The organism is Amycolatopsis lexingtonensis (assembly GCF_014873755.1).
In the GTDB taxonomy this organism is placed as follows: Bacteria; Actinomycetota; Actinomycetes; order Mycobacteriales; family Pseudonocardiaceae; genus Amycolatopsis; species Amycolatopsis lexingtonensis.
In genome coordinates, this window is sequence record NZ_JADBEG010000001.1 from 9150193 (window position 1) to 9173875 (window position 23683).

At 71.7% G+C, this 23683-nt stretch carries 23 protein-coding genes; 15 read left to right on the forward strand and 8 right to left on the reverse strand.

All coding sequences use genetic code 11. The features are described from left to right. Nucleotides 1–14: 14 nt before the first annotated feature. From H4696_RS42825 to H4696_RS42860, 8 genes are all read left to right on the forward strand, one after another. Entirely contained in the window at nucleotides 15–395 is a 381-nt protein-coding gene (locus H4696_RS42825) for a cupin domain-containing protein (protein WP_420831538.1), read from the forward strand. 10 nt (nucleotides 396–405) lie between these two features. Further along, on the forward strand, nucleotides 406–981 hold the full coding sequence (locus tag H4696_RS42830; RefSeq protein WP_086864899.1) for a GNAT family N-acetyltransferase: 576 nt from the start codon (nucleotides 406–408) through the stop codon (nucleotides 979–981). 32 nt (nucleotides 982–1013) lie between these two features. Next, on the forward strand, nucleotides 1014–1517 hold the full coding sequence (locus H4696_RS42835) for a winged helix-turn-helix transcriptional regulator (RefSeq protein ID WP_086864900.1): 504 nt from the start codon (nucleotides 1014–1016) through the stop codon (nucleotides 1515–1517). Nucleotides 1518–1584: 67 nt separating this feature from the next. Continuing rightward, nucleotides 1585–2076 carry an SRPBCC family protein gene (locus tag H4696_RS42840; RefSeq protein ID WP_086864901.1) on the forward strand — a complete coding sequence of 164 codons (492 nt, stop codon included), beginning with the start codon at nucleotides 1585–1587 and terminating at the stop codon, nucleotides 2074–2076. Beyond that, on the forward strand, nucleotides 2073–3098 hold the full coding sequence (locus tag H4696_RS42845; protein WP_086864902.1) for an LLM class flavin-dependent oxidoreductase: 1026 nt from the start codon (nucleotides 2073–2075) through the stop codon (nucleotides 3096–3098). The genes H4696_RS42840 and H4696_RS42845 overlap by 4 nt, the downstream gene beginning before the upstream one ends. A gap of 11 nt (nucleotides 3099–3109) precedes the next feature. Continuing rightward, nucleotides 3110–5422 (forward strand): molybdopterin-dependent oxidoreductase, encoded by a 2313-nt coding sequence (locus tag H4696_RS42850; RefSeq protein WP_192782837.1) that lies wholly within the window; start codon nucleotides 3110–3112, stop codon nucleotides 5420–5422. A 43-nt stretch (nucleotides 5423–5465) separates the two neighbouring features. Then, a complete protein-coding gene (locus H4696_RS42855; protein WP_086862495.1) occupies nucleotides 5466–6011 on the forward strand; it encodes a dihydrofolate reductase family protein in 546 nt (181 codons plus the stop codon). Then, nucleotides 6008–7111, forward strand: coding sequence for an epoxide hydrolase family protein (locus H4696_RS42860; protein WP_086862494.1), 1104 nt, complete (start codon nucleotides 6008–6010; stop codon nucleotides 7109–7111). Before H4696_RS42855 ends, H4696_RS42860 begins: the two co-directional genes overlap by 4 nt. An 86-nt stretch (nucleotides 7112–7197) precedes the next feature. Here the strand turns inward: H4696_RS42860 and H4696_RS42865 are convergent, their stop codons facing one another. Beyond that, a complete protein-coding gene (locus H4696_RS42865; protein WP_086862493.1) occupies nucleotides 7198–8724 on the reverse strand; it encodes an AMP-binding protein in 1527 nt (508 codons plus the stop codon). A 61-nt stretch (nucleotides 8725–8785) separates the two neighbouring features. Here H4696_RS42865 and H4696_RS42870 point away from each other — a divergent pair, with 61 nt between their 5' ends. After that, nucleotides 8786–9613, forward strand: a complete 828-nt coding sequence (locus tag H4696_RS42870; protein ID WP_192782838.1) for a hypothetical protein — start codon at nucleotides 8786–8788, stop codon at nucleotides 9611–9613. Between the two features lie 177 nt (nucleotides 9614–9790). Beyond that, a complete protein-coding gene (locus H4696_RS42875; protein ID WP_086862491.1) occupies nucleotides 9791–10180 on the forward strand; it encodes a nitroreductase/quinone reductase family protein in 390 nt (129 codons plus the stop codon). A gap of 167 nt (nucleotides 10181–10347) precedes the next feature. Here the strand turns inward: H4696_RS42875 and H4696_RS42880 are convergent, their stop codons facing one another. The 5 genes from H4696_RS42880 to H4696_RS42900 all read right to left on the reverse strand — a co-directional run bounded on the left by H4696_RS42880 (nucleotide 10348) and on the right by H4696_RS42900 (nucleotide 15065). Continuing rightward, complete coding sequence (locus H4696_RS42880) at nucleotides 10348–11196, reverse strand: LLM class F420-dependent oxidoreductase (RefSeq protein WP_192782839.1); 849 nt, start codon at nucleotides 11194–11196, stop codon at nucleotides 10348–10350. A gap of 32 nt (nucleotides 11197–11228) precedes the next feature. Then, nucleotides 11229–11918 carry a TetR/AcrR family transcriptional regulator gene (locus H4696_RS42885; RefSeq protein WP_086862490.1) on the reverse strand — a complete coding sequence of 230 codons (690 nt, stop codon included), beginning with the start codon at nucleotides 11916–11918 and terminating at the stop codon, nucleotides 11229–11231. An 88-nt stretch (nucleotides 11919–12006) separates the two neighbouring features. After that, on the reverse strand, nucleotides 12007–12930 hold the full coding sequence (locus H4696_RS42890; RefSeq protein ID WP_086862489.1) for a phosphotransferase enzyme family protein: 924 nt from the start codon (nucleotides 12928–12930) through the stop codon (nucleotides 12007–12009). A gap of 11 nt (nucleotides 12931–12941) precedes the next feature. Continuing rightward, nucleotides 12942–14123: a pyridoxal phosphate-dependent aminotransferase gene (locus H4696_RS42895; RefSeq protein ID WP_225955970.1), complete on the reverse strand. Its 1182-nt coding sequence runs from the start codon at nucleotides 14121–14123 to the stop codon at nucleotides 12942–12944. A 33-nt stretch (nucleotides 14124–14156) separates the two neighbouring features. Next, complete coding sequence (locus H4696_RS42900) at nucleotides 14157–15065, reverse strand: hypothetical protein (protein ID WP_086862487.1); 909 nt, start codon at nucleotides 15063–15065, stop codon at nucleotides 14157–14159. Between the two features lie 180 nt (nucleotides 15066–15245). Here H4696_RS42900 and H4696_RS42905 point away from each other — a divergent pair, with 180 nt between their 5' ends. From H4696_RS42905 to H4696_RS42915, 3 genes are all read left to right on the forward strand, one after another. Further along, nucleotides 15246–15545: a YciI family protein gene (locus tag H4696_RS42905; protein WP_086862486.1), complete on the forward strand. Its 300-nt coding sequence runs from the start codon at nucleotides 15246–15248 to the stop codon at nucleotides 15543–15545. 120 nt (nucleotides 15546–15665) lie between these two features. Beyond that, complete coding sequence (locus H4696_RS42910; RefSeq protein ID WP_086862485.1) at nucleotides 15666–16280, forward strand: dihydropteroate synthase; 615 nt, start codon at nucleotides 15666–15668, stop codon at nucleotides 16278–16280. Continuing rightward, a complete protein-coding gene (locus H4696_RS42915) occupies nucleotides 16277–17026 on the forward strand; it encodes a dihydrofolate reductase family protein (protein ID WP_086862484.1) in 750 nt (249 codons plus the stop codon). The genes H4696_RS42910 and H4696_RS42915 overlap by 4 nt, the downstream gene beginning before the upstream one ends. A gap of 7 nt (nucleotides 17027–17033) precedes the next feature. On the opposite strand, the gene H4696_RS42920 is transcribed toward H4696_RS42915, so the two are convergent. Beyond that, nucleotides 17034–17906 (reverse strand): aminoglycoside phosphotransferase family protein, encoded by an 873-nt coding sequence (locus tag H4696_RS42920; protein WP_249027093.1) that lies wholly within the window; start codon nucleotides 17904–17906, stop codon nucleotides 17034–17036. Nucleotides 17907–17946: 40 nt separating this feature from the next. After that, the gene (locus tag H4696_RS42925) at nucleotides 17947–19017 is read right to left on the reverse strand and encodes a helix-turn-helix domain-containing protein (RefSeq protein ID WP_086862482.1); all 1071 of its coding nucleotides are present in this window, start codon (nucleotides 19015–19017) and stop codon (nucleotides 17947–17949) included. A gap of 99 nt (nucleotides 19018–19116) precedes the next feature. Here H4696_RS42925 and H4696_RS42930 point away from each other — a divergent pair, with 99 nt between their 5' ends. Next, complete coding sequence (locus tag H4696_RS42930) at nucleotides 19117–20301, forward strand: MFS transporter (RefSeq protein ID WP_086862498.1); 1185 nt, start codon at nucleotides 19117–19119, stop codon at nucleotides 20299–20301. A 92-nt stretch (nucleotides 20302–20393) separates the two neighbouring features. Continuing rightward, nucleotides 20394–23654, forward strand: a complete 3261-nt coding sequence (locus H4696_RS42935) for a hypothetical protein (protein WP_086862481.1) — start codon at nucleotides 20394–20396, stop codon at nucleotides 23652–23654. Nucleotides 23655–23683: the final 29 nt, after the last annotated feature.

The following is a 23683-nucleotide window of genomic DNA, read 5'->3' on the forward strand; positions in this document are numbered from 1 at the left end:
GAACAATGGAGCTCATGAACCCGATCGACCTCAACGCAGTCCTCGCGAGCTTCGACGACGTCTGGAGCCCGCGGATCGTCAGCCGCGTCAACGACTACGACATCCGGCTCGCCCGGTTCGCCGGTGAGCACGTCTGGCACGTCCACCAGGACACCGACGAGTTCTTCCTCGTCCTCGACGGCGAGATCGAAATCGGGCTGCGGGATCCGGACGAGCGGGTCGTGACGCTCGAGAAAGGGCAGGTCTTCGTCGTGCCGAAGGGCACCTTCCACAAGCCGTCGTCGAAGGCGGGGGCGAGTGTGCTGCTGGTCGAACCCGCCGGGACGCTTTCGGTCGGGGACGACCACGACGAGGTTCCCGACCACGTCGACGTCACCACCGGGCACCTGGTCTAACGTCCCGGGCATGCTGACTGTCGTGCCCGTCGACCAGGTGACCTGGACCGACCTGCAGGCGATCTTCGGCGATCGCGGGGATCCCGCCCGGTGCCGGTGCCAGTACTTCAAGGACACGCCCGCCGAGTGGCGGTCCGGCACCCCCGAGGAACGCGCCGAGCGGTTGCGGGAGCAGACCTCCGGTCAGGCCACCGGGATCGTCGCCTTCCTCGATGGCGAGCCCGCCGGGTGGTGCGCGGTCGAGTCGCGCACCGCCTACCGGCGGCTGCTCAAGAGCCGGGTGGTCTGGGACGGGCGGGACGAGGACCCCGCGGACGACGGCGTCTGGGCCGTCACCTGCTTCGTCACCCGCAAGGGGTTCCGGCGGCGCGGGGTGAGCGCCGCGCTCGCCAAGGCCGCCGTGGACTTCGCGCGGGAGCGGGGCGCGAAAGCCGTCGAGGGGTACCCGATCGTCGTCGAGGCCGGGGAGAAGCTCGCCTGGCCCGGGGAACTGTTCGTCGGCACGCGCAAGACCTTCGCCGACGCCGGGTTCGAGGAAGTCAGCCGGCCGACCGCTCGGCGGGCGGTCATGCGGCTGACCTGCTGAGTCTCTCTGCGAGACGGCGTACTCTCGGCCGCATGAAACGGACATCGTTCGCGCAGTGGCCGTGCTCGATCGCGCGCACCATGGATCTGCTGGGGGACTGGTGGACCCCGCTGGTGCTGCGGGACGCCTTCTACGGCGTGCACCGCTTCGACGAGTTCCAGCAGGCGCTCGGCATCGCGCGCAACACCCTCGCCGACCGGCTCAAGCGGCTGGTCGAGGAGGGTTTGCTGGAGAAGGTCGCCTACCAGACCGAGCCGGTGCGCTACGACTACGTGCTCACCGAGAAGGGCCGCGACTTCTACCCCGTGCTGCTCGCGATGACCCGCTGGGGTGACAAGTGGCTCGCGACCGAGGCCGGTCCGCCGATCACCGTCCACCACCTCGCCTGCGGGCACGACACGCACGCCGAAATCGTCTGCGCGGAGTGCGGCGAGCCGATGACGCCGGAGGAAACGCGGATGCGCCGCGGCCCCGGGTTCCCGCCCCGGCTGGCGCGGCGCCCGGACGTCGAGGCGCGCTTCGCCCGGCAGGAGTGACGTTGACAGGGTAGGTCTATCTACGCAACTATCGTGGTCAGACGCCTTCGAAAGGGGTGCCAGCACGATGGAGTGGACGGGCGCGAGGTACGCCGACCTGCCGACGGCCGAGGTCTCGACCTGGATCGACGCCGCGCCCGAGGACGTCTGGCCGGTCGTTTCGGACATCTCGCTGATGCCCGAGCTGAGCGCCGAACTGCAGTCCGTCGAGTGGTGCGAAGCGGGGCGGAAGTTCGTCGGCCGCAGCAAGCACGACGCCTTCGGCGAGTGGGAGACCACCTCGTACGTCGTGGAGTGCGAAGCCCCGCGCGTGTTCTCGTGGGCCGTCGCCGACCCGGCCGAGCCGAGCGCGATCTGGAAGTTCACCCTCGAGCCGGCCGACGGCGGCACCCGGCTGAGCCAGTGGGTGCGGATGGGGCCCGGCCGGTCCGGGCTGTCGTTCGCCATCGATCGGATGCCCGAAAAAGAGCAGAAGATCGTCTTCGTCCGGATGCGCGAGTTCGAAACGGCGATGACCGGCAACCTGGCCGCGATCAAGGACCGCGTGGAGAACCGGTGAAGACCGCGACGACCGTCGAGTTCTCGAAAGACACCCGCACGACGCTGGACTTCGTGCTGGAGGCGGAAAAGCTCGGCCTCGACGTCTGCTGGGTCGCCGAAGCCTGGGGCGCCGACGCGCCGTCCGCGCTCGGCTACCTCGCCGCGCGCACCGACCGGATCCGGCTCGGCTCCGGCATCATCCAGCTCGGCACGCGCACGCCGGTCGCGATCGCGCAGGCCGCGCTCACCCTCGCCGACCTGTCCGGCGGCCGGTTCGCGCTGGGGCTCGGCCCGTCCGGGCCGCAGGTCATCGAGGGCTTGCACGGCGTCCCGTTCGCGAAGCCGCTGACGCGGATGCGCGAGACCGTCGAGATCATCCGCCGGGCGTTCGCCGGCGAGAAGATTTCCTTCTCCGGCAAGGCGTTCGAGATCCCGCTGCCCGGCGAGGCCCGCCCGATGCGGCTGTCGACCGCGCCGAACCCGGACATCCCGATCTACCTCGCGACGCTGTCGCCGAAGCTGCTCGAACTCACCGGCGAGGTCGCGGACGGCTGGCTCGGCACCAGCTTCGTCCCCGAGGGCGCCGACGCGTACTTCGGCCCGCTCGACGCCGGGCTCGCGAAGGCCGGGAGGCGGCGCGAGGACATCGACGTCTGCCAAGGCGCCGAAGTCGCCTTCGCCGACAACGAGGACGAGCTGCGCGTCCTGGTCGGCAGCCGCAAGAAGGAGCTCGCCTTCAGCCTCGGCGGGATGGGCTCGGCCACCACGAACTTCTACAACAACGCCTACAGCCGCCAGGGCTGGGCGGACGTCGCCGCCGAGGTCCGCGAGCGCTGGCAGGCCGGCGACCGCGACGGCGCCGCCGCGCTCGTCACGGACGAAATGGTGCTCGGCACGACGCTGATCGGCACCGAGGACATGGTGCGGGACCGGCTGCGCGTCTGGCGCGACACCGGCGTCGACACGGTCCGGCTGTACCCGGCCGGCGAAACGCTCGAAGCGCGCTTGACCACCCTGGGACGCGCGCTCGACCTGCTGTGAAGGGGAACGCCATGGGCGAGTGGCAGCGCACCGCGTGCAGCCTCTGCTACCTCAACTGCGGCCTGGAAGTCCAGGTCGAGGGGCGGAAGATCACCCGCGTCCGCGGGGACAAGGCGCACCCGCGCTCCGGCGGCTACCTGTGCCAGAAGGCGCAGCGCCTGACCTGGTACGGCGACCACGAAGACCGCCTGACGACGCCGCTGCGCCGTCGTCCGGACGGCACCCACGAGCCGGTCGACTGGGACACCGCGCTCGGCGAGATCGCCGCCAAGCTGCATGCGATCCGCGACGCCGACACCGAGGCCGGGCGGCCCGGCTCGTTCGCCTACGTCGGCGGGGGCGGCCAGGGCAACCACTCCGGCGGCGCGTACGGCGCGTCGCTGCTGAAGTGGATGAACTCGACGCGCCACTTCAACGCGCTTTCGCAGGAGAAGACCGGCGACTTCTGGGTCAACGGGCAGCTGTTCGGCTCGGCGCTCGTGCACACCGCCGAGGACGTCGAGCACTGCGACCTGCTGGTCGTGCTGGGCTGCAACCCCTGGCAGGCGCACGGGTTCAGCAATGCGCGGCACGCGCTGAACACGCTCAAGAACGACCCGGCGCGCCGGATGATCGTGATCGACCCACGCCGCACCGAGACCGCGGAGATGGCCGACCTGCACCTGCCGCTGCGGCCGGGCACCGACGCCTACCTGCTGGGCGCGATCCTGGCCTTGCTGCTCGAACGCGGCGCCGTGGACGAGGAATTCCTCGCGCAGCGCACCGAAGGGTTCGACGAAGTCGCCGCCGTCCTGGCGAAAGTGCCGGTGGACGAATGGATCGCGTACGCCGAAGTGTCCCGTGTGGACGTCGAGCGGGCGGTCGAGCTGATCCTGGCGGCGGAGGCGATGACCGTGCGCGTCGAGCTGGGCATCCAGCAGGGACGGCACTCGACGCTCAACAGCTACCTCGAGAAGCTGCTTTACCTGATCACCGGGCACTTCGGGCGCCGCGGCACGAACAACCTGCACTCGTGGCTGCTGCCGCTGTGGGGATCGGCGAGCGGGCAGCGTTCGGAGATCACCGGGTTCGAGTACATCGGCGGCCTGCTGCCGGCGAACACGCTGGCCGAGGAGATCCTCGCCGACCACCCGAACCGCGTCCGCGCGCTCTGGGTCGAGTCGTCGAACCCCGCCAACACGTTCGCGGGCACGCGGGAGGTCGAACGCGCCATCCGCGCCGCCGAGCTGTCCGTGGTCGTCGACGTCGCCTACACCGAAACGGCCGCGCTGGCGGACTACGTGCTGCCGGCGGCTTCGCAGCACGAAAAGTGGGAGTTCACGCTCTTCACGTTCGAATGGCCGACGAACTACTTCCAGCTGCGGCGCCCGTTGCTGGACCCGCTGCCGGGCACGCTCGTCGAAGCGGAGATCTACACGCGGCTGTTCGACGCGCTCGGCGTGCTCCCGCCGTCGGACGTGCTGGCTTCGCTGGCCGCCGGGCCGCGGGCGGAACTGCAGGCGGGGATCGGGGCGCTGGTCCAGGCGATGCCCGAGCGCGCGGCGATCCTGCCGGTGCTGCTCTACCGGACGCTGGGGGCGTCGCTGCCCGACGGCGCCGCGTCGATCGCGCCGCTGTGGGCGGGGTGCCACCGCGCGGCGAAGACGATGACCGTGCCGGTGCAGCGCGCGCTGGGGAGTTCCGCGGTCGGTCCGCGGCTCGGCGAGGAGCTCTTCGAGCGGATCCTGAGCGGGCCGACGCCGTTCTCGGCGCACGAGCAGGACGAGGTGTGGAGCCTGATGCGCCGCTCGAAGGTCCGGCTGGCCGTGCCCGAGCTGCTGGACTGGCTGACCACGCTCGACCCGGCGGCCGAAGGGGCCGATCCGGCGTTCCCGTTCTCGCTGCTCAACGGGCAGCGCCGGGCGCACAACGCGAACCAGATCCTGCGGGACCCGCGCTGGCGCCGCACCGATCCCGACGGCGCGTTGCGGGCGCGTCCGGAGGAACTGGCGTCGATCGGTGCTTCGCCGGGGGATTGGGTGGCGGTGGTGACGTCGGCGGGCCGCGTCGTCGTCCGCGCCGAAGCCGACCCCGCGCTGCGGCCGGGCCAGCTGTCGCTGCCGCACGGCTACGGCATGGCACACCCGGCCGCGGACGGCGGCCGCGTGGTCAGCGGCCCGCGGATCAACCTGCTCACCGACGCGCTGGACCGGGACCCGATCGCCGGCACCCCGCACCACAAGGACGTCCCGGCGCGGCTGGAGGTCGTGACGGAGGAGGAACGGGAGCTGGCGGAGGCGAACAGCGTGCGGGTGCGTGCGACCGTCGCGAGTGGACGGTCCTAGCGTTTCGCCGGTTTATAGTGGGGCCGCCGACCGAAGGGGGCCCATGCGCAAGATCGTCGCGAACCTGTTCATCTCGCTCGACGGCGTGGTCGAAGCGCCGGACAAGTGGTCGCTCCGGTACTGGAGCGACGAAATCGGGCAAGCGGTCGGCGGCGGGATGGCCGCCGCCGATGCGATGCTGCTCGGGCGTGTCACCTACGAAGGGTTCGCCGAGGCGTGGCCCGGGCGGAGCGTCGAGGACGACGAAGGCGCCGAGTTCATGAACAGCGTGCGCAAGTACGTGCTGTCCTCGACGCTGACCGAGGTCACCTGGAACAACTCGACGCTGCTGACCGGCGACCCGGCCGAAGCGGTGCGGGCGCTGAAGGCCGAGCCGGGCGGGTCGATCATGACCAGCGGGAGCACCACGGCGGTGCGGTGGCTGCTGGCGGAAGGCCTGGTCGACGAGCTGAACCTGCTGCTGTACCCGATCGTCGTGGGGCGGGGGAAGCGGCTGTTCCCGGCGGACGGGCCGTCGTTCCCGCTGGTGCTGGCGAAATCGGCCACGTTCTCCAACGGCGTCGTCCAGCTGACCTACGTGCCCGCGTGATCTCGCCGTTCCGGATCGACGTTCCGGAGGGCGACCTCGAGGACCTGCGCTCGCGCCTGCGCCGGACGCGCTGGCCCGAGGCGGGGCCCGGCGATTGGAGCCAGGGCACGCCGCTGGACTACCTGCGCTCGTTGTGCGAGTACTGGGTGGCGTCGTACGACTGGCGGCGAGTGGAGGCGCGGTTCAACCGGTTTCCGCAGTACCGCACGGAAATCGACGGCCTGGGCATCCACTTCCTGCACGTGCGTTCGGCCCGGGAAGACGCGCTGCCGCTGATTCTCACGCACGGCTGGCCGGGGTCGTTCCTCGAGTTCGGGAAGGTGATCGAGCCGCTGGCGGAGGAGTTCCACCTGGTGATCCCGTCGCTGCCGGGGTACGGCTTCAGCGACAAGCCTTCGGCGCCGGGCTGGGGCATCGAGCGGATCGCCGCCGCGTGGGCGGAACTGATGGCCCGGCTGGGGTACGCGCGCTACGGCGCCCAGGGCGGCGACTGGGGGACGTCGATCACGACGTCGCTGGCCCAGCAGGACCCCGCGCACCTGGCGGGCATCCACCTGAACCCGCCGATCGCGGCCCCGGACCCGGCCACGTTCGACGACCTGACGCCCGCCGAGCGGGCCGCGCTCGCGGCGTTGGAGCACGCGCAGCGGTGGGAGGACGGGTACTCGGTGCTGCAGTCGACCCGCCCGCAGACGGTCGGGTACGGCCTGCTCGACTCGCCGGCGGGGCTGTGCGGGTGGCTGGTGGAGAAGTTCCACGCCTGGTCCGACGGCTTCCCGTTCACGCGCGACGAGCTGCTCGACGACGTGACGCTGTACTGGCTCACCGGGACGGCGGCGTCGTCGGCGCGGTTGTACTGGGAGAGCATCCGGCAGGTGCAGCGGTGGTTCTCGGAGGCGACCGAGGACACGGTGGACGTGCCGGCGGGGTGTTCGATCTTCCCGAAGGAGATGCCCCGGCCGTCACGGCGGTGGGCGGCGAAGCGGTACACGGACATCCGGCAGTGGCACGAGCTGGAGCGGGGCGGGCACTTCGCGGCTTACGAGCAGCCGGAGCTGTTCGCCGAGGAGGTGCGGACGTTCTTCCGGCTGGTCCGCTAGCGTCGCGGGTCGCAAGTTGGTTGACGCTCGGGGGGCGCACCGCGGGTCCCACAGCACCGTGCCCGAGCCGGCGTCGAAGAAGAACCTCAGTTCACTTGCCGGGACTGACCCTGCCAAAACGGCTCCCGCAGCTTGAACTTCTGGATCTTCCCGGTCGCCGTCCGCGGCAGCTCGTCCAGGAACTCCACTCGCTTGGGGCACTTGTACCCGGCCAGGTACGAGCGGCAGTGGGTGATCAGGTCCTCGGCCGAAACCGCGGAACCGTCCGTGACGACCAGCGCCGTCACCAGCTCGCCCCACTTCTCGTCCGGGATGCCGATCACCGCGGCCTCGCGGACCGCCGGGTGGGAGTTGAGGGCGTCCTCCACCTCGATCGACGAGACGTTCTCGCCGCCGGAGATGATCACGTCCTTCTTGCGGTCCGCGATCGTCAGGTAGCCGTCTTCGAACGTGCCGCCGTCGCCCGTGTGGAACCAGTTGCCCGCCTGCACGCGGGCGGTCTCCTCGGGGTTCTCCCAGTAGCCGTCCAGGTTGTGGTTCGACCGCGCGAGGACCTCGCCGTCGGTGTCGACGTCGATGCGGACGCCCAGCGCCGGCGTGCCCGCGCGGCCCAGCAGACGGGCCTGCTCGTGCGGGTCGAGGCCCTCCCACTCGCTGCGCATCCGGTTGACCGTCAGCAGCGGCGCCGTCTCCGTCAGGCCGTAGATCTGGATGAACTCCCAGCCCAGCTCGGCGCGCACCCGCTCGATCGTCCGGGTCGGCGGGGGTGCGCCGGCCACCACGATCCGGACGCGGTCGCGGCCCGGGATCTCGCCGTCCCAGGTCGCGGCGCCGTCGAGGGCCGCTGTGACCACCGCGGGGGCGGCGCACAGGATCGTCACGCCGTGCTCTTCGATCCGCCGGAGGATCTCGGTGCCGTCGACCTTGCGCAGCACGATGTGCCGCCCGCCGAGGCCGGTCACCGCGTACGGCATGCCCCAGCCGTTGCAGTGGAACATCGGCAGCGTGTGCAGCAGGACGTCGTGGTCGCTCAACGTCGTGTGCAGGCCGAACACCACCGCGTTCAGCCAGATGTTGCGGTGGGTCAGCTGGACGCCCTTGGGACGCGCGGTCGTGCCGGAGGTGTAGTTGATCGTCGCCGTGGCCGACTCGTCGCCGTCCCAGGGCTCGGGGGTGCCGTCGCCGCCCCAGATGGCGTCGTCGTCGCGGCCGAGGACGAACACGTGCTTCGCCGTGACCGTGTCGAGCAGGTGTTCCAGCTCCGGGTCGACGATCAGCACCTCCGCGCCGGAGTGCTCCACGATGTACTTGACCTCGGCCGGGGCCAGCCGGAAGTTCACCGGCACCAGGATCCGGCCCCAGCCGGACACGCCGAAGAACGACACGAGCAGCCGCGCGGCGTTGTGCGACACCATCGCGACGCGCCCGCCGGCCGGCACGCCGAGCGCGTCGAGGTGGGCGGCTTGCGCGCGGGCCCGGCGCGCCACCTCGGCGTAGGTGAGCGAACCCCAGCTCGGCGCCGGCTGGTCCGGCTCGTCGACCACCGCGACGCGGTCCGGGTACACCGTTTCCGCGCGGTCGAGGAAGTCCCGGACACCCAGATCGAAGAACATGCCCCCGATGATGACTCGTCGCAGGTGCTCGCACCAGTCCGATGTGGTTCGCTGGAGCACGATGGACCTGGACACGGTGGCCGGCGAGCTCTACGGGGGTGACCTCGCGGAGTTCGTCAGCGCGCGCAACGAGGCGGCGAAAGCGGCGAAGGCCGAGGGAAACGCCGAGCTCGCGAAGCAGATCAAGGAGCTGCGGAAGCCGACCACGGCCGCGGCGATCGTCAACCGGCTGGCGCGGGAAGACGACAGCCGGTTGCGGGAACTCGCCGAACTGGGTGAGGAACTGCGGGACGCGCACACCCGGCTCGCCGGCGACGACCTGCGCGCGCTGACCCGGCGCCGCGGTGAGCTGGTCCGGCGGATCGTGCGCGAGCTGCCGTCGATGAGCGACACCGTGTCCCGCGAGGTCGAGGCCACGCTGGAAGCCGTCGCCGCCGATCCGGACACCGCCGCGCTCGCGGTCGCCGGGCGCCTCACGTCGGTCGCGCACCAGGACACCGACCAGTGGTTCACCCTCGCGGCGACCGTGCCGCCCGCCACCGGCAAGCGCGCGAAGAAGCTGGTCGACAAGGCCGAGCCGGCGAAGCCCAAGCGCGATCACCGCCGTGAGGAAGAAGAACGCGCCCGGGCGCGCGCGGAACGCGACCGCCTGCGCAAGGAAGCCGCCGAACTGGCGAAGGAACGCGCGGTGGTCGAGCGCGACCTCGTCCGCACGCAGCGAGCCGCCGAGCAGGCCACCGCGCGGGTCGAGGACCTGCGCACCCGCCTTGCCGAAGCCGAGGAACGCGCCGAGCGCGCGACGGCGGAATTCGAGCAGGCGAAGGAAAGCTACGAACAGGCCGACGCCGCCGCCAACGAAGCGCAGAAAGCCGCTGACGCCGCACGCTGATCCCGTGCTACTGTGCGGATGCGCCCCGGATGGGCCTACGCACGGAGGTAGTGGCTACCAAAGCCCCCTTGAAGTCGACACGTTCTGCCTTTCCCTGGCAGGAGTGTGCCCTCCGCGCGCCCGTTCCGTGTCGGCTCACGGCCTCCGGCGATCACCTTTCATCGCCAAAGGAGCACTTTGATCCACCTCACCACCACCGGCGCCCGCACGGGCCGCCCGCACCGGGTTCCCTTGGGGGACTTGGACATCGACGGCCGACTGGTCGTCGTCGCCTCGGCGCTGGGCTCGCCGAAGCACCCCGCGTGGTACCACAACATCCGCCACAATCCTTTGGTCACCGTGGAAACGGACGCGGAGACCTTCGAGGCGATGGCCGCGCTGCCGCCGGACCGCGACGCGCTGTTCGCCGCCGTCGTCGAGCGGGAACCGGGGTTCGCGCAGTACCAGGCTCGAACGACCCGGGTCCTGCCCGTCGTCGAGCTGCACCGGCTCGACGACGAGAACCGCTCGTCGGCGTTCACGACCGGCTTCGCCCGGAGGCGAGAGAACGGGGATCGCGGCGCCTGAGTACGAACTGTCCCGGCTCCCGCGGGGCTTTCGAGCGCCCCAATGTGGCGTTCGGTGCGTTGGACGCAACCAATGTGGCGTTCGGTGCGTCAGATGCACCCAACGCCACATTGGGGCGTCGCACGATCGTCAACGCCCTGAACGCGCTGGCCCCGGCCCCGGACTGATCAGAGCAGCACCTCGGCGAGCTGCCGCTGGTGCACCAGTTCGACGTCGGGTGACGGGCCGAGCACCTGCACCGCGACGTGGTCCGCCCCGGCGTCCACATGGGACCGAAGGCCCTTCGCGATCGTCTCTGCCGAGCCGTGTAGCACCAGGTCGTCGATGAGGCGATCGCTGCCCCCGTCGGCGACGTCGGCTTCGGTGTACCCGTGCCGCAGGAGGTTCTTCACGTAGTTCTGCAAGCCCAGGTACGGGTTCTGGACGTACGGGCGGCCGATGGCGCGCGCGGCCGCCGGGTCTTCGTCGACGACCACCTTCTGTTCGGGGGCGAGCAGCTTGCCCGTGCCGAGGATCGACCGGGCGTGCCGCGTGTGCGCCACCGGCACGAGGTACGGGTGCGCGCCCGCGGTGCGCTCGGCGGCCAGCTTCAGCACGCGGTCGCCGAGCGCGGCGAGGATCCGGGCGCCGGTCGGGACGCCGGCCGCGTCGAGCCGGTCGAGGTAGTCGACGATCTTGTCGTAGGGGCTGCGGTATTCGGTGACGGACTCGGGGTGCCCGACGCCGATGCCCAGCAGCAAGCGCTTTCCGTAGCGGCCGGCGAGCCGGTGATAGGACTCCGCGAGGGTTTCCGGCTCGTCGACCCACATGTTGACGATCGCCGTCGCCACGGTGATCCGCTCGGTCGAAGCGAGCAGGTCCTCGACGAAGGCGAGGTCGCCGACCGAGTTCCGGCCGGTGCCGAGCCAGACCGTGCCGTAGCCGAGGCCGTCCGCCGCCATCGCTTGCTCCTTCCGGATCGCGTCGTCACGGTGCGGGGCGAGGAACAGGCCGAACTGGTTCACTACATTTGCCATAGACGGCAATGTAGCAAATGTAGCGATGAGTGTCAGCCCGCGATCCGGTGCAGCCATTCCCGCAGCATCTGGCGCTCGGTAGTTGTCAGGGCGTCGACGTCGTCCGCGAGCGCGGTCGACAAAGCGACAGCGAGGGCCCCGACGGACGAGCCACCGGCCGGTTCTTCGGCGAGCAGCCCGGCCAGCACGGACTCCCTGACCTGCGCGGACATCCCCAGGTCGCGGCTGTCTTCCGGTTGGGCGATGAGGCTGAGGGTGACGCCGCTGTTGGCCGCCGCGAACTGCCGTGCGGCCTCCGCGGCCTCGACCCGCAGCCGCCCTTCGCGCGCCAGCGGCGTGAACAGCTCCAGGAGCATCGCTTCCGCGCTCGACGTCAGGTTGCAGGGCACGCCGGGCTCGATCTGGCCGTAGAGCAGCACGTAGAACGCGGGGTGCGCGAGGCCGTATTCGACGTGCCGGTCCCAGCCCTCGCGGATCCGGTCCACCGGGTCGCCGCCCGCGTCCGGCGCCTGGACGTACTGCGTGAAGCCGTAGTTCACGACGGCGTCGAGCAGGCCCTGCTTGCTGCCGAAGTGGTGGTACAGCGTGGGGGCCTGGACGCCGGCGCGCTCGCAGATCGCCCGCGTCGACACCGGCCCGTCGCCCGCCTCGTGCAGGAGCTGGCCGGCGGCCAGCAGCAGGCGGTCGCGGGTACTGGTGGCGTTGCTCGATCGTCCGGCCATGTAGCAATTGTAACGCCAAGCTGTAACGCGTAGCTTTCACGTGAAAGCGGCGCCTCCGCTGCCGCGCACTTTCACGTGAAAGTGCGGGTCAGCGGAGGCGGAGCTGGACGCGGCGGAGGCCGGCGAACGCGGCCAGCACCAGCGGGTCGGTCGTGGCGGCGTCCGGGCGCACCGACCGGTAGCCGTCCAGCAGCGCCTCGCGCAGTTCTTCCCGCTGCGGCAGGTGCCGGAGTTCGGCGAGGGCCACCGCGAGGTCGTAGGCGAAGTGCCCGAAGCCGCAGTCGTCGAAGTCGATCGCGCGCACCCGGCCGCGGTGGAACAGGTAGTTCACCTGGCGCAGGTCGCCGTGCACCAGGCCGAACGCGTCGGAGCCGAAGCCCAGCTCGGCCCGCACCGCACAGGCGCGCGCGACCGCGTCCCGGATCCGCTCGTCGCCCGTCCGCGCCACCGCCCGCTCGACGACCGCCGCGGAGAAGCCGTCCACCTGCGTGCGGCCGAAGTCGGTGAGGTCGTCGACGCGGCCGCGGTCGAGGCCGTTCATCCGGGCGCCGTGCAGGTGCAGCCGCGCGGTGAACTCGCCGACCGCGTACAGCTGCGGCGCGCTGAGCCGCTCGTCGACGAACCGGCCGTCGACCCAGTGGCAGAGCACGCACGTGCGGGGTTCGGGCACCGCCGGGTCGGCGACCACGGTGATCAGGTCCCGCTCGCGCGTCGGCACCGGCAGCGGGACGACGAGGTCGGTTTCGCGGCGCAGCGCGGAAAGCCAGGCCATTTCGGACCGCACCCGCGCCGGTCCCGGCCCGTCGGGACGCTGCACCCGCAGGACGTACCGGTGGCCGTCGGCGCCGTCGACGCGGAACGCCGTGTTGACGCCGTGCGCCAGCGGGGTCAGCCGGGCCACCGGCACGTCGTAGGCGGTCAACGCGGCTTCGGCGAGCCGGCGCAGGCGGCGCGTGCGGCCGGCGCGGTCGAGTTCGGCGAACGGCCGGGTGTTCGCCTGGAAGTCGGCCATCGCCCAGGTGCTCAGCTGATCGACCGTTCCGGTTCGCGGGCGTGCGAGACGAGTTCGATCGTCGGCGTCGAATGCCGCCCGCCGCCGAGCCGCTCGACCCCGCGCAGCCCTTCGACCAGCCGCTCGACCTCGGTGTCCGGCCGCACCCCGAAGCGCATGAACTGGCTGGTCATGCCGATCTTGTTGCCGCACTGGCGCACCAGCAGGTGGTGCTCGGCGAGCAGGTAGTCGCACAACTCGGCGCCGTCGACCGAACCGGGCAGCTTGACGAGCAGGAAGTTCGCCTGCGACGGGTAGACCGTCAGTTCCTGGAACTGGTTCAGCTGCGAATTCATCATGAACCGGTCGAGCGCGAGCTTCTTGAGGCTTTCCTCGTATTCCGCGCGGTGCTCGGCGAGCATGAAGATCACGGTTTCGGCGAGGGAGTTCAGGTTCCACTTCGGCAGCGCGGCCGACAGTTTTCGCGTCAGCGCCGGGTTCGAAACCTGGTAGCCGAACCGGATGCCGTGCAGCCCGAAGTTCTTGCCGAGGCTCTTCAGCACGATCACGTTGGGCCGCACGACGGCTTCGGCGGCGACCGACGCGTTCGCCTCCACCTCGACGAAGTCGATGAACGATTCGTCGATCACCACGAGGTCCAGGTCCTCGAGGGCGTCCATGAACCGGATCACCTCGCGCCGCGAAAGGTAGCCGCCGTCGGGGTTGTTCGGGTTGCACAGCACCGCGACCCGGGAGCCGCGGCGCTTGATGAAGTCGACGTACTCGTCCACGCGCAGCTCGAAGTTGTCCGCTTCCTTGAGCAGGAACATGTCGACGCGCTTGCCGGTCTCCAGCGGCTGGTCGGTCCAGCGGCCGAACGTCGGGATCGGGACCGCGACACTGGAATCCACCAGCAGCTGGTCGATCCAGGTGATCAGCTCGGTGGAGCCGTTGGCGAGCGAAATCGTCGACGGGTTGAGCCGCAGCACGCTCGCCAGCTGCGCGGTGATCGCGCCGGCGTCGCTCGGGTAGAACTTGAGGATGGTGCGGAGGTTGCGCTCCAGCTCGCCGAACATCTCGTCGGTCGGGAAGTACGGGTTGCAAGGGATGCAGAAGTCCGCGAGGTCGTCGGCGTGCTGTCCCATGGCCCTGGCCACGGAGAAGAACGACGGGCTGTGGGCCGCGCCCTGCTGGAAGAGGCCCCTGGTGGTCATGCCGTGCCGCACGCGTGTTCTCCGTCCGCCGCTTTACCGGCCCCTTGCCTTCCCATCGCGAACACGTACGAATCGGGAACGCGGTTCAACGCCGCTCAGCGCGTAGCCGCCGGTGCCGGCCAGCGCGAGGGCGGCCAGCGCGGAGAGACCCATGACCGGCAGCGGCGCGGCGAGCGGGTCGACGCCGGTGAAGGATTCGACGCCGACGACGGCGGTCAGCACGGCGTCGGCGGCGACGGCGACCTTGACCACGAGCAGCCGGTGCGCCTCGGGCCAGCGGGTGAACCGCAGCAGCCAGGCGAGCGCGGGCAGCACGAGGATCGCGTGCATCGCGACCGCGTGCAGCGGCTTGAGCGAACCCGCCGTCGTGTAGGCCAGTTGCGGGTCTCCACCGCGCGCCGCCACGACACCGCGGCCGATCATCACCGCGCCGGTGGCCAGCGCGACGAGCAGCACGACGAGGCCGGCGCGGACAGCCAGGCGCAGGCTCGGCGCTGCCGGGCCCGGCTCGACCAGCGCGGCGGCCGTGAAGCCGATGACGACCACGATGAGCACCCCGCCGCCGGCGGCGAGCGTCATCGAAACGACGTTGTCGAACGGCGTCTCGAAGTTGAAGTGCGAGGGGACTCCGCGCCATGCCTGCATGCTGACCAGCAGCACTTCGACGACGCTCGCGGTGGTGAACGCACCGAGCAGCGCGGCGCGCCACCGGTCGCGGATGGTCAGGAACGACGTCGCCCAGGCCACCGACGCCAGCGTCAGCCCGAAGGACAGGCCGAACGTGAAGGCCTTGCGCAGCGACAGCGGCCCCAGCCACGAGCCGCCGGTGGCGAGCAGGACGACCGCGTGCACCACGCCGCTGAGGAACAGCGCCGCGCCGACGGCGTAGGCGACGCGCTCGGCCCGCCGTCCGTCGTGCCAGATCCTCGTCAGTGCGTTCATGGTCTCGAGTGTCGCGCCGTCCGGGCCTCCGCCGCGTCGGCCCGGCGGCGACACCGGGACGTACGACGACGGGCGTACGGCAATCGGCGAGAATGTCGAAAAAGTGTTGGTAAAGGAATTCCTGTTTTCTTGACCGGAACTTCGGGTGCGCGGTGGCCTCGGGAGTTCTACCATCGAATCATGTACATCGCACTGCTGACCTACACAGCGCCCGAAACAGAAGTCGACTACGCGCTCCCGGACCATTCGGAGTGGGTGCGCAAACAATTCACGAAAGGACTGTTCCTGGTTTGCGGGAAGGGTGACGGCGCGGCCGATCACGTGATCCTGACCCGCTCGATGCTGCGGGGCAAGCTCGACGCCGTGCTCGCCAGCGACCCGTTCGTGGTCCAGCGCCTCGCCCGGTACGACGTCATCGAATTCACCGCCACGCGCACGGCACGGGAACTGCAGGCGATCAACGAGGCGCTCGCCTCCTGAGAAGTCCGTCGAGAGTCGGGTGGCCCGGCGACGGTGCCCCGCCACCTGACGGCGAAGAAGGTGCGCACCTGCTGACTCGCTTATGATCGCGAGGCACGGATGTCCAGCAGGGAGAGCGCGATGAAGACCCCCGACCTCGTCTTCCGGGGCCGCCGGTTGAGCAGTGACCACGCGCTGGTGCTGGCCGTGGTGCAGGTGCTCCCGGAGCCCGACGCGGCGCGGGAGGCGGTCCGGGCCGCCGTCGAGGACGGCGCCGACCTGGTGGGTTTCGCCGGAACCGGCGTCGAACCCCTGGTCGCGTGGGCACGTGAAACTTTTCCCGATCTGGTTCTCGCGGTCGACACCGCGGACGTTTCGGTCGCTTCGGCTTGTTGTGCCGCCGGCGCCGACCTGATCCTGGCGCGCGCCGACCTGACCGAGGTCGCGGCCCGGTTCGGGGCCGGTTACGCCGGACCGTCGGTGTCCGACGCGGTGGCGTGCGGAGTGCCCGCCGAGGGTGCCGTCCTGGACGTGGGGGTGGTGCGCGAGGCGCCTTCGCTGCCGCCGGACGTGCCGGTGCTGGCCGGAGTGGCGGGCGACGGGACCCCCGCGGGCCTGGCGCTGGCGGCGCTGACGGCGTCGGCCGGAGCGGCGATCCTCCGCACGGCGCACCCGCGCTCGACCCGGCACGTCGCCGAGATGGCGGCGAGCATCGCGGGCACCCGCCCGCCGGCGAAGGCGCTGCGGTGGGAGTGATCCGGCAGGTCTGGCCGGCCGGGCGCGAACTGGCCGAAGCGGACCTCGAGCAGCTGTACGCCTACCCGGCCGACCCGCGCTGGGTGGCGGTGAACTTCGTGTCCAGCGCGGACGGCGCGATCACCGTCGACGGCGTGTCGGGCGGCCTCTCGACCTCGGCCGACCGGATCGTCTACCGGCTCGGCAACGACCTGGCGGACGTCGTCCTGGTGGGCGCGGGAACGGCGATGGCGGAGGGGTTCGAGGGCCTGCGCCCGGACGCGCGCACGGCGGAGCGGCGACGTCGCTTCGGGCTGGCGCCGATCGCCCCGGTGGCGGTGGTGACGTCGGGCCGGTCCCTTCCGGCGGACGCCCCGGTGATCACCCGGGCGCTGGTCCCGACGCTGGTGTTCACGTCTTCGGCGGCTCCCGAGTCGTTGCGCGCTGCGTGGACTTCGAACGGCGCGCGGGTGTTCGTGGTGGGCGAGGCCGAGGTGTCGGGCGTCGGCGTGGTCTCGACGCTGGTGGCGGAGGGATTGGGCCGCATCGATTGCGAGGGCGGGCCGAGGCTGTTCGGTTCGCTGATCGAGGCGGGTGTGGTCGACGAGTTCCGGTTGACGGTGGCGCCGTTCCTGGTGGCGGGGACGTCGAGCCGCGCGGCCCTCGGCGGGGTGGTGGACCCGGCCGCGCTGGAGCTGGCTTCGGTGCTCACGGACGGCGAGAGCGTGCTGCTGCGGTACCTGGTGAAACGGGAGCCGGGCAGCTGAAGGAGCGTCATCCGGCGAGGGCCTCGGTGATCTGGCGGGTCGTCTGCGCCGCGACGCGGGAATCGACCGCCGCGTAAACCGTGTAAGCGTTCAACCCCGTGGCCAACGCCCACCCGCGACCCCGAACCCAGGTCGCGTCGTCCACCTCCAGCGCGGCCCGGAAAGTGGCTCGCGTCCCGGCCGACAGGAGCGTGAACGCGATGATCAGGTCGCAGGCCGGATCGCCCACGCCCAGCTCGCCGAAGTCGATGACGGCGCTGAGACGGCCGCCGGTGGTCAGGAGGTTGCCCGTGTGGAAGTCACCGTGGCACCACGCCGGGCGGCCCGCGGGCGCGGAGAGGGCCGCGTCCCACAGGCCGGTCATCGCCACCGCGTCGAACACGCCGGCGGTTTTCGCGATGGCGGACCGGGTCGCCGAATCCCGCGCGGTCAAGGGCGAGCGCGTGAGGTCCGCGATCGGCTCGGCGTCGAACCGGTGGAGTGCGGTCAGGAACCCGGCCAGCGCGCGAGCGGCTTCGCGGGAGTCCGAAAGGGATTGGACGGTCGCCACCTCGCCGTCCAGCCAGCGCGACACCGCCCACGGCCACGGGTAGCCGAAGCCGGGTTCGCCCACCGCCACCGGGACTGGGACGGCGAGCGGCAGGTGCGGGGCGAGCCGGGGCAGCCACTCGGCTTCCTTCTTCGCCTGCCCGATCGCGCCCGGATGGCGGGGCAGCCGTACGGAAAGGTCCTCGCCCAGCCGGTGGATCACGTGGTCGGAACCGGCCGGCGCGAGCCGGCGCAGCGGCAGTCCGGCCCACCGCGGGAACTGCGCGTCGACCAGCCGCCTCGCCAGCGCGGTCGGGTCGCCGGTCAGGGACGGTTCCTGCGGGGTGGCCACTTCGGGAGCGTGGCACGCGCTCGCCGAGGTGATCAACGGGTTATCGCAGCACCGCCGCCAGCAGGTCGGCGCCCAGCGTCTGCAGCTCGGCCAGGCTGACGGAGTACCGGACATACCGGCCCGCCCGCCGGGTCGTGAGCAGGCCCGCGCGGCGCAGGACGGCGAGGTGGCGGGACACCTCCGGCGCCGAGAGATCCCAGGCGAGGGCCAGCTCGCCGGTCGTGTGCGGGCCGCGGGCCAGGGTGCGCAGCAGGCGCAGCCGGACCGGGTGGGCCAGGGCCGACAGCCGGAGCGTGACCGTCTCCAGCGGCACCGGATCCGGTGCCGCGATCGGGTACTGCACCACCGGCTGCCGCCCGCGCGCGTGGATCGCGACCAGGTGCGGGTGGCCGAAGACGCTGGGGATCAAGACGACCCCGGCACCGGCGGTCGCGTTGTCCTGGAGCTTGTCCACGAGGAGGCAGTCGCCGTCCGGGGAGAGGGTGATGGAGCTGGAGACGGACGCGAGGGCCGCCGGGATGCCGTCACGGCGGAGCAGGTCGCTCTTCAGGCGCAGGTCCCCGGCGAGCTGCGCGGCGACGCCGGTCCAAGCGGCGTCGAAGAAGGCCTCCGCGCACTGTTCGAGGGTGTCGCGCACCCGCGCCCGCACGGCCGCCGGGTCGGCGAGCAGGCGTTGCGCGAACGCCTCCTGGCGCGCGCCGCGGGCTTGGGCGAGGTCCAGGGCCCGCTCGCGCGCCGTCGCGTCGGACAAGGGGGACGGCGCGCCGAAGTGGACGCGGTTGTTGCCGCACGTCGTGATGAGCGCGGCCGTCACGTAGGTCTCGTCGTCGAGGCGGTCGACGTCGTCCAGCTCCTCGGCGAGGGTGGGGCGGGGGACGGCCGGGACCAGGAAGTCGGCCCGCGACGAACGCCAGAGGAACTCCGCCTCGCGCAGCCGCTCGGCCAGGTCCGGTCGCAACCCGGCCCAGACGTCCGCGGCCCAGCCGGCGAGGCGCGGGTGGTGGGCCGGCTCGGCCAGCACGTGCAGCATCGCGGTCAGCTCGGCCAGCGGCGAAACGGCGAACCGCAGCCGCTCGGACGGCGGGCCGCCGAGGGCGATCCTCAACGTCATCCCCGCATTCTCACCGGGCCGGGCGGCCGCGGCGGCGCCGGTTGACGGTGTTCGTCAATCGACGCGGCGGGACCGGCGGCCGGCCGCACCGTGGACGGCATGACGACCAAGATCGGCCCGCGCGCCCTCATCCGGGCTTCCGGCGGCCCCCGCTACGCCGTCGCCGTGGTCGTGGACTCGCTCGGCACCGGCCTGCTGCGGCCCTTCCTGCTGCTCTACGGGGTGACGGTGCTCGGGCTGTCCGCGCCGGTCACCGGCATCGCGATGACGGCGGGCGTCGTCGTGGGCCTGTGCTGCGTGCCCGCGGTGGGCCGCTGGCTGGACGGCGGCGCGCGCAGCACGGTCGTGGCCGCGTCGATGCTGGTGCGGGTCGCGGGCGTGGTCCTGCTGCTGACTGCCCCGGCCGGGCACGCCGGGCCGTTCGCAGCGGCGGCGCTCTTCCTCGGCATCGGCAACCAGGCGTGGCCGGCCGCCCACGCCGCTCTCGTGGCCACGGTCGCCCACGGGCGGGAACGCGATGCCGCGCTCGCGGGCGGCCGCGCGCTGCGCAACGCCGGCCTGGGCGTGGGCGCCCTCCTGGCCACCGCGTGCCTGGCGGGCGGCACCACTGCGTTACGGGTGATGGCGGCCGGCACCGGCCTGGCCTACCTCGCCGCGGCGACGTTGGCGTGGTCGGTCCGCCTCCGCGCCCGGCCGGCCGCCACCTCGGACGCGGTCGGCGGCCCCGCGCCGCGGCTGCGCACGCTCCTGGCCGCCAACGTGAGCTACGCCTTCTGCCTCAATGTCCCGGAAATCGCGGTCCCGCTGGTCCTGGTGACCCAGCTGCACGCGTCCCCGGTGTGGGCGGCGGCCGTCTTCGTGGCCAACACGGTGCTGGTGGTCACCCTGCAGGTGCCGATCACCGTGCGGCTGTCCCGGTTCCCGCGCCGGACCGTGCTGGCGCTCGGCGGCGTGGTGCTGGCCGCGTCCTACCTCGCCTTCCTCGCGGCGACGTCGCTGGGCGACGGCTGGAGCGCCCCGGCCGTCGCTGCGGTGTCCGTGGTCTGCACGATCGGCGAGATCGTCTACGCGGGCAGCGCCACCGCGCTCGTCACCGCCCTCGCGCCGGCCCACCTGCTGGGCCGCGCCCTCGCCCGCTTCCAGCTCTCGACGGGCTTCGGCCTCGCCGTCTCCCCGGCGGTCATCACCGCTCTCGCCGCCCGCGGCCCGGCCGCGCTCTGGGGCGGGCTCTCCGCCGCGACGCTGCTGTCCGCGTCCGCCGTGGCCGCGGAGAAAGACCGGTGACGCTTCGGTGACGGGCCGAACACGCACGGCGTGCCAGTCTGGGCCTGCTTTATCCCTTGTGGAGAAGGGATGTCGCTCATGGGCTGCCGGCGATGGCCGCGACCGCGAAGCTGACGGCACCCGCCCGGCCCGCCGTGGCCCGGCGGCCGGTACCCACCGTGGCGCGGGCCGCTCCGGCGCCCGCGCGCACCGGGCCGCAGAACGGCGCGGGCAACGCGGCCACCGCCCGGGCACTGGGCACCACCAACGCTTCCGCCGCGGCTCTGCTGGGCGACGCGCAGGAGACGGTCGGGAACTCCGCGGTCGCCACTTCGCTCTCCGGCCCGCCCGCGGCGGCGAACACCCGCGAAGAATCCGGTGTGGGGGCGTGGTTCCGCCGCAAGGCGGGTGCCGTCGGGCGGTTCTTCACCGACCAGGGGTGGGCGCTGCTGGAACGGTTCGCCCCCGAGCTGGTCCCGATCCTGCGCCAAGGCGTCGGGAACTGGCTGCGGGACCAGCTGGCCAACGCCATGCGGTCGCTCTTCGCCGTGCTGACCGCGCCGGTCCGGGCCCTCGGCGGCGCGGTCGACGTGCTCAAGAGCGTCTTCGGCGTGCTGCTCGGCTGGATGCGGACGGGCGTGGCGAAGGTCGTCAGCACCAGCTGCGCGGTGCTGTCCGGCGCCGCCGACCGCATCACCCACGTCGTGGACGGGATCGACGCGGCCGAGGCCGGGGCGCTGGGCAAGCTCAAGGACCTGGCGGGCGGCGCGGGGAAGTTCCTCGGCGGGCTGTGGGACCGGCTCGGCGCGCCGGTGGCCGACCTGCTCGGCCGGACGGGCTCTGCGGTCTGGGGGAAGATCCAGCAGGTCGCGCGGTGGCTGTGGGACAAGACCCAGCCGATCCGCGACACCGTCGGCGCCGCGTGGGACTGGCTCAAGGACGTCATCGGCATCGGCGACGGGCCCGAGGGCCGCAACGGGATCATCCAGTGGGTCCAGGCCCGCGCGCAGGAGGCGTGGGACTGGCTCAAGGCCAAGCTGGGCCCGATCTCCACGCCGCTGAAGATCGCCGGTGGCGTGCTCCTGCTGCTGTCCCCGGCCGGGCCGTTCCTCGCGGCGGGCGCGGCGGCCTACGGCGTGGTCAAGGGCGCGCGGTGGCTGTGGGAGAACCTGACCGAACCCGGCGCGCTGGTCCGGATGCGCAAGGCGCTGGTCAACGACATCCTGCCGCCGCTGATCGACGGCGTCGGCACGGTCGTCGGGAAGATCAAACAGGGGACGGCCTGGCTGGGCGGCATGCTCAGCTCGGCGTGGCAGGACCTCCAGCGGCTGGCCGGCGAGCTCAGCGCGCCGATCCTCGGGCCGCTGCGGGAACTCGTGGACTGGCTGGGACAGCAAGCCTCCGGGCTGCTCGACTGGGTCAACCGCAACGTGTTCCCGCTGAGTGAACTGGTCGCCACCGGCCTGACGCACCTGAAGCGGCTCGGGTCGCTGCTGGTCACCGTGCTGAAGAAGGTCATCTCCGTCGTGGCCAACCCCTTCGGCATCGCGGGGCTCATCGAGGGCGCGGCGTGGCGCGCGCTGCCCTCGTGCATGCGGCAGCCGATCCTGCGGTTCCTGCTCACCATCGTCAAGGGCGCGCTCAAGCTCATGCCCGTCACCCTGCTCGGCCCGCTCGGCGCGGTCATCCGGGAAGCGCTGATCGGCTTCGTCGACCGGGCCCTCGAAGGAGAAAGCCTCGCGAAGCTGGAGCAGCTGGCGGACCGCTTCGCCAAGATCGCCACCGAAGGCAGCTGGGACTTCACCGTCGGGTACGGCCTCGGCCTGCTCAAGGGCGTGTGGGACGGCATCAGCGGGCCGTTCGTCCTGCTGTGGGACATCGCGAAGCTCATCGGCAACGCGGTCGCGTGGCTGGCGAAGACGGTCATCCACGGCCTGCCACCCGCCCTCCTGGAACTCGTCAACGCCATCCGGCGGACCTGGGACGACATCAGGAACGACATCTGGCCCGCCGTGCGGACGTTCTTCTCCGCCCCGATCGACGTGGGGCGCATCATCCAGCTGGTCCGCGGCGTCATGGCCCAGATCGCCCGCGCCGCCCGCGCGGCCGGGGCCCAGGTCTTCGACAGCGTCATGAAGTTCCTGCGCCAGCCGGACCGCAAACTCGGCGAGTCGATCGGTTACGTCACCGGCGTCATCGTCTTCGAAGTCGCCCTGACCGTCCTCACCTCGGGCGGCTACGCGGCCAAACCGATCATCGAGCGCGTGGCGGCGCTGTTCACCAAGGCGGCGGCCCGGATCACCGAACTGCTTTCGGCGCTGGGGTCGCTGCTGCCGCGGATCACCAGCGTCCTGCGGATGGTCCGGGAGTTCGCGGCCACCAACCCGGCGATGAAGCGGATCGCGGCGGGGGTGGAATGGCTCTTCCAGAAGTTCCTGGCCTACCTGCGGATGTCCTACGGCCTCGCGGGCACGGAGGAGCGGGCCGGGACCCGCGCCGAGTCCGAAGCCGACGACCTCCTCGAGCACGCCGCCGAACTGCCGGCCGCGCTCCTGGCGGCGAAGGGCATCGCCGCGGCGAACGAGCGGGTGGGCGCGCCGGTGCCGGTCGTGCTCGCCCAGCTCACCGCGCTCAAGACGACGTTCCGCTGGATCAAGCGGTTCGAAGCCGAACCCCGGGCGATTCCCGGGCACTACGCGCTTTACCTGATCGCCAGCCGCAGAACGGTCGACCCCGACTACGACCCGCTCGGGCACCTTTCGGCGGCCACCCGGCGGATCATCGACTCCCTTCGGCGGGATCCGCGCTTCACGGCGCACCTGGACGGCGCGATCGAGCAGCTCGGCAGGAACGCGGACGAGGTGCTGCCCCTGTTCAACCGGATCAAGGACATCCCCGGTGCCGAATTCGTCCTCAAGGACCTCGCGGCCGGCAAGACGAAGCTCACGGGCGCCATCGGCGAATTGCGCTTCACCGGGATCCTGCTCGACGAGGGCGCCGACGTGACGCTGGTCGGCGAGCGCTTCGCCCACCCGGCCACCAGGGCCGAGACGGAGGGCGTGGACATCGTCATCGGCCGGGGCCAGAAGGTGTTCGACGTCAAGAACTTCGACTACGACACCAACCTGGCGACCAGGCTCCCGACGGGCAAGGCGCTGACCGACCCGAAATCGCGGGAGACGTTCGAGAGGATCCAGGAGATGGCGCTGAAGCGGGAAGAGGACAGGATGGCGCGCCAGGTCGCGAGCCACAAGTCCCGCTGGCCGGACGCCGAGGTCTGGTTCGTGTTCCGCGCACCCCGCGAACGGATTCCCCAGCGGTGGATCGACGCCATCACCAAGGCGGGTGGCAAGATCCGGGTGGAAAGCTTCTGACGGTGGCCGGCGCGGACAAGGAGCTACGG

Coding starts and splice junctions, on each gene's coding strand:
- H4696_RS42835 (WP_086864900.1), top strand. CDS start 1,014: ATGAAACGGACATCGTTCGCGCAGTGGCCGTGCTCGATCGCGCGCACC.
- H4696_RS42895 (WP_225955970.1), bottom strand. CDS start 14,123: ATGACCACCAGGGGCCTCTTCCAGCAGGGCGCGGCCCACAGCCCGTCG.
- H4696_RS42855 (WP_086862495.1), top strand. CDS start 5,466: ATGCGCAAGATCGTCGCGAACCTGTTCATCTCGCTCGACGGCGTGGTC.
- H4696_RS42885 (WP_086862490.1), bottom strand. CDS start 11,918: ATGGCCGGACGATCGAGCAACGCCACCAGTACCCGCGACCGCCTGCTG.
- H4696_RS42935 (WP_086862481.1), top strand. CDS start 20,394: ATGGCCGCGACCGCGAAGCTGACGGCACCCGCCCGGCCCGCCGTGGCC.
- H4696_RS42865 (WP_086862493.1), bottom strand. CDS start 8,724: ATGTTCTTCGATCTGGGTGTCCGGGACTTCCTCGACCGCGCGGAAACG.
- H4696_RS42825 (WP_420831538.1), top strand. CDS start 15: ATGAACCCGATCGACCTCAACGCAGTCCTCGCGAGCTTCGACGACGTC.
- H4696_RS42905 (WP_086862486.1), top strand. CDS start 15,246: ATGTACATCGCACTGCTGACCTACACAGCGCCCGAAACAGAAGTCGAC.
- H4696_RS42925 (WP_086862482.1), bottom strand. CDS start 19,017: ATGACGTTGAGGATCGCCCTCGGCGGCCCGCCGTCCGAGCGGCTGCGG.
- H4696_RS42900 (WP_086862487.1), bottom strand. CDS start 15,065: ATGAACGCACTGACGAGGATCTGGCACGACGGACGGCGGGCCGAGCGC.
- H4696_RS42890 (WP_086862489.1), bottom strand. CDS start 12,930: ATGGCCGACTTCCAGGCGAACACCCGGCCGTTCGCCGAACTCGACCGC.
- H4696_RS42880 (WP_192782839.1), bottom strand. CDS start 11,196: ATGGCAAATGTAGTGAACCAGTTCGGCCTGTTCCTCGCCCCGCACCGT.
- H4696_RS42910 (WP_086862485.1), top strand. CDS start 15,666: ATGAAGACCCCCGACCTCGTCTTCCGGGGCCGCCGGTTGAGCAGTGAC.
- H4696_RS42840 (WP_086864901.1), top strand. CDS start 1,585: ATGGAGTGGACGGGCGCGAGGTACGCCGACCTGCCGACGGCCGAGGTC.
- H4696_RS42830 (WP_086864899.1), top strand. CDS start 406: ATGCTGACTGTCGTGCCCGTCGACCAGGTGACCTGGACCGACCTGCAG.
- H4696_RS42930 (WP_086862498.1), top strand. CDS start 19,117: ATGACGACCAAGATCGGCCCGCGCGCCCTCATCCGGGCTTCCGGCGGC.
- H4696_RS42870 (WP_192782838.1), top strand. CDS start 8,786: ATGGACCTGGACACGGTGGCCGGCGAGCTCTACGGGGGTGACCTCGCG.
- H4696_RS42850 (WP_192782837.1), top strand. CDS start 3,110: ATGGGCGAGTGGCAGCGCACCGCGTGCAGCCTCTGCTACCTCAACTGC.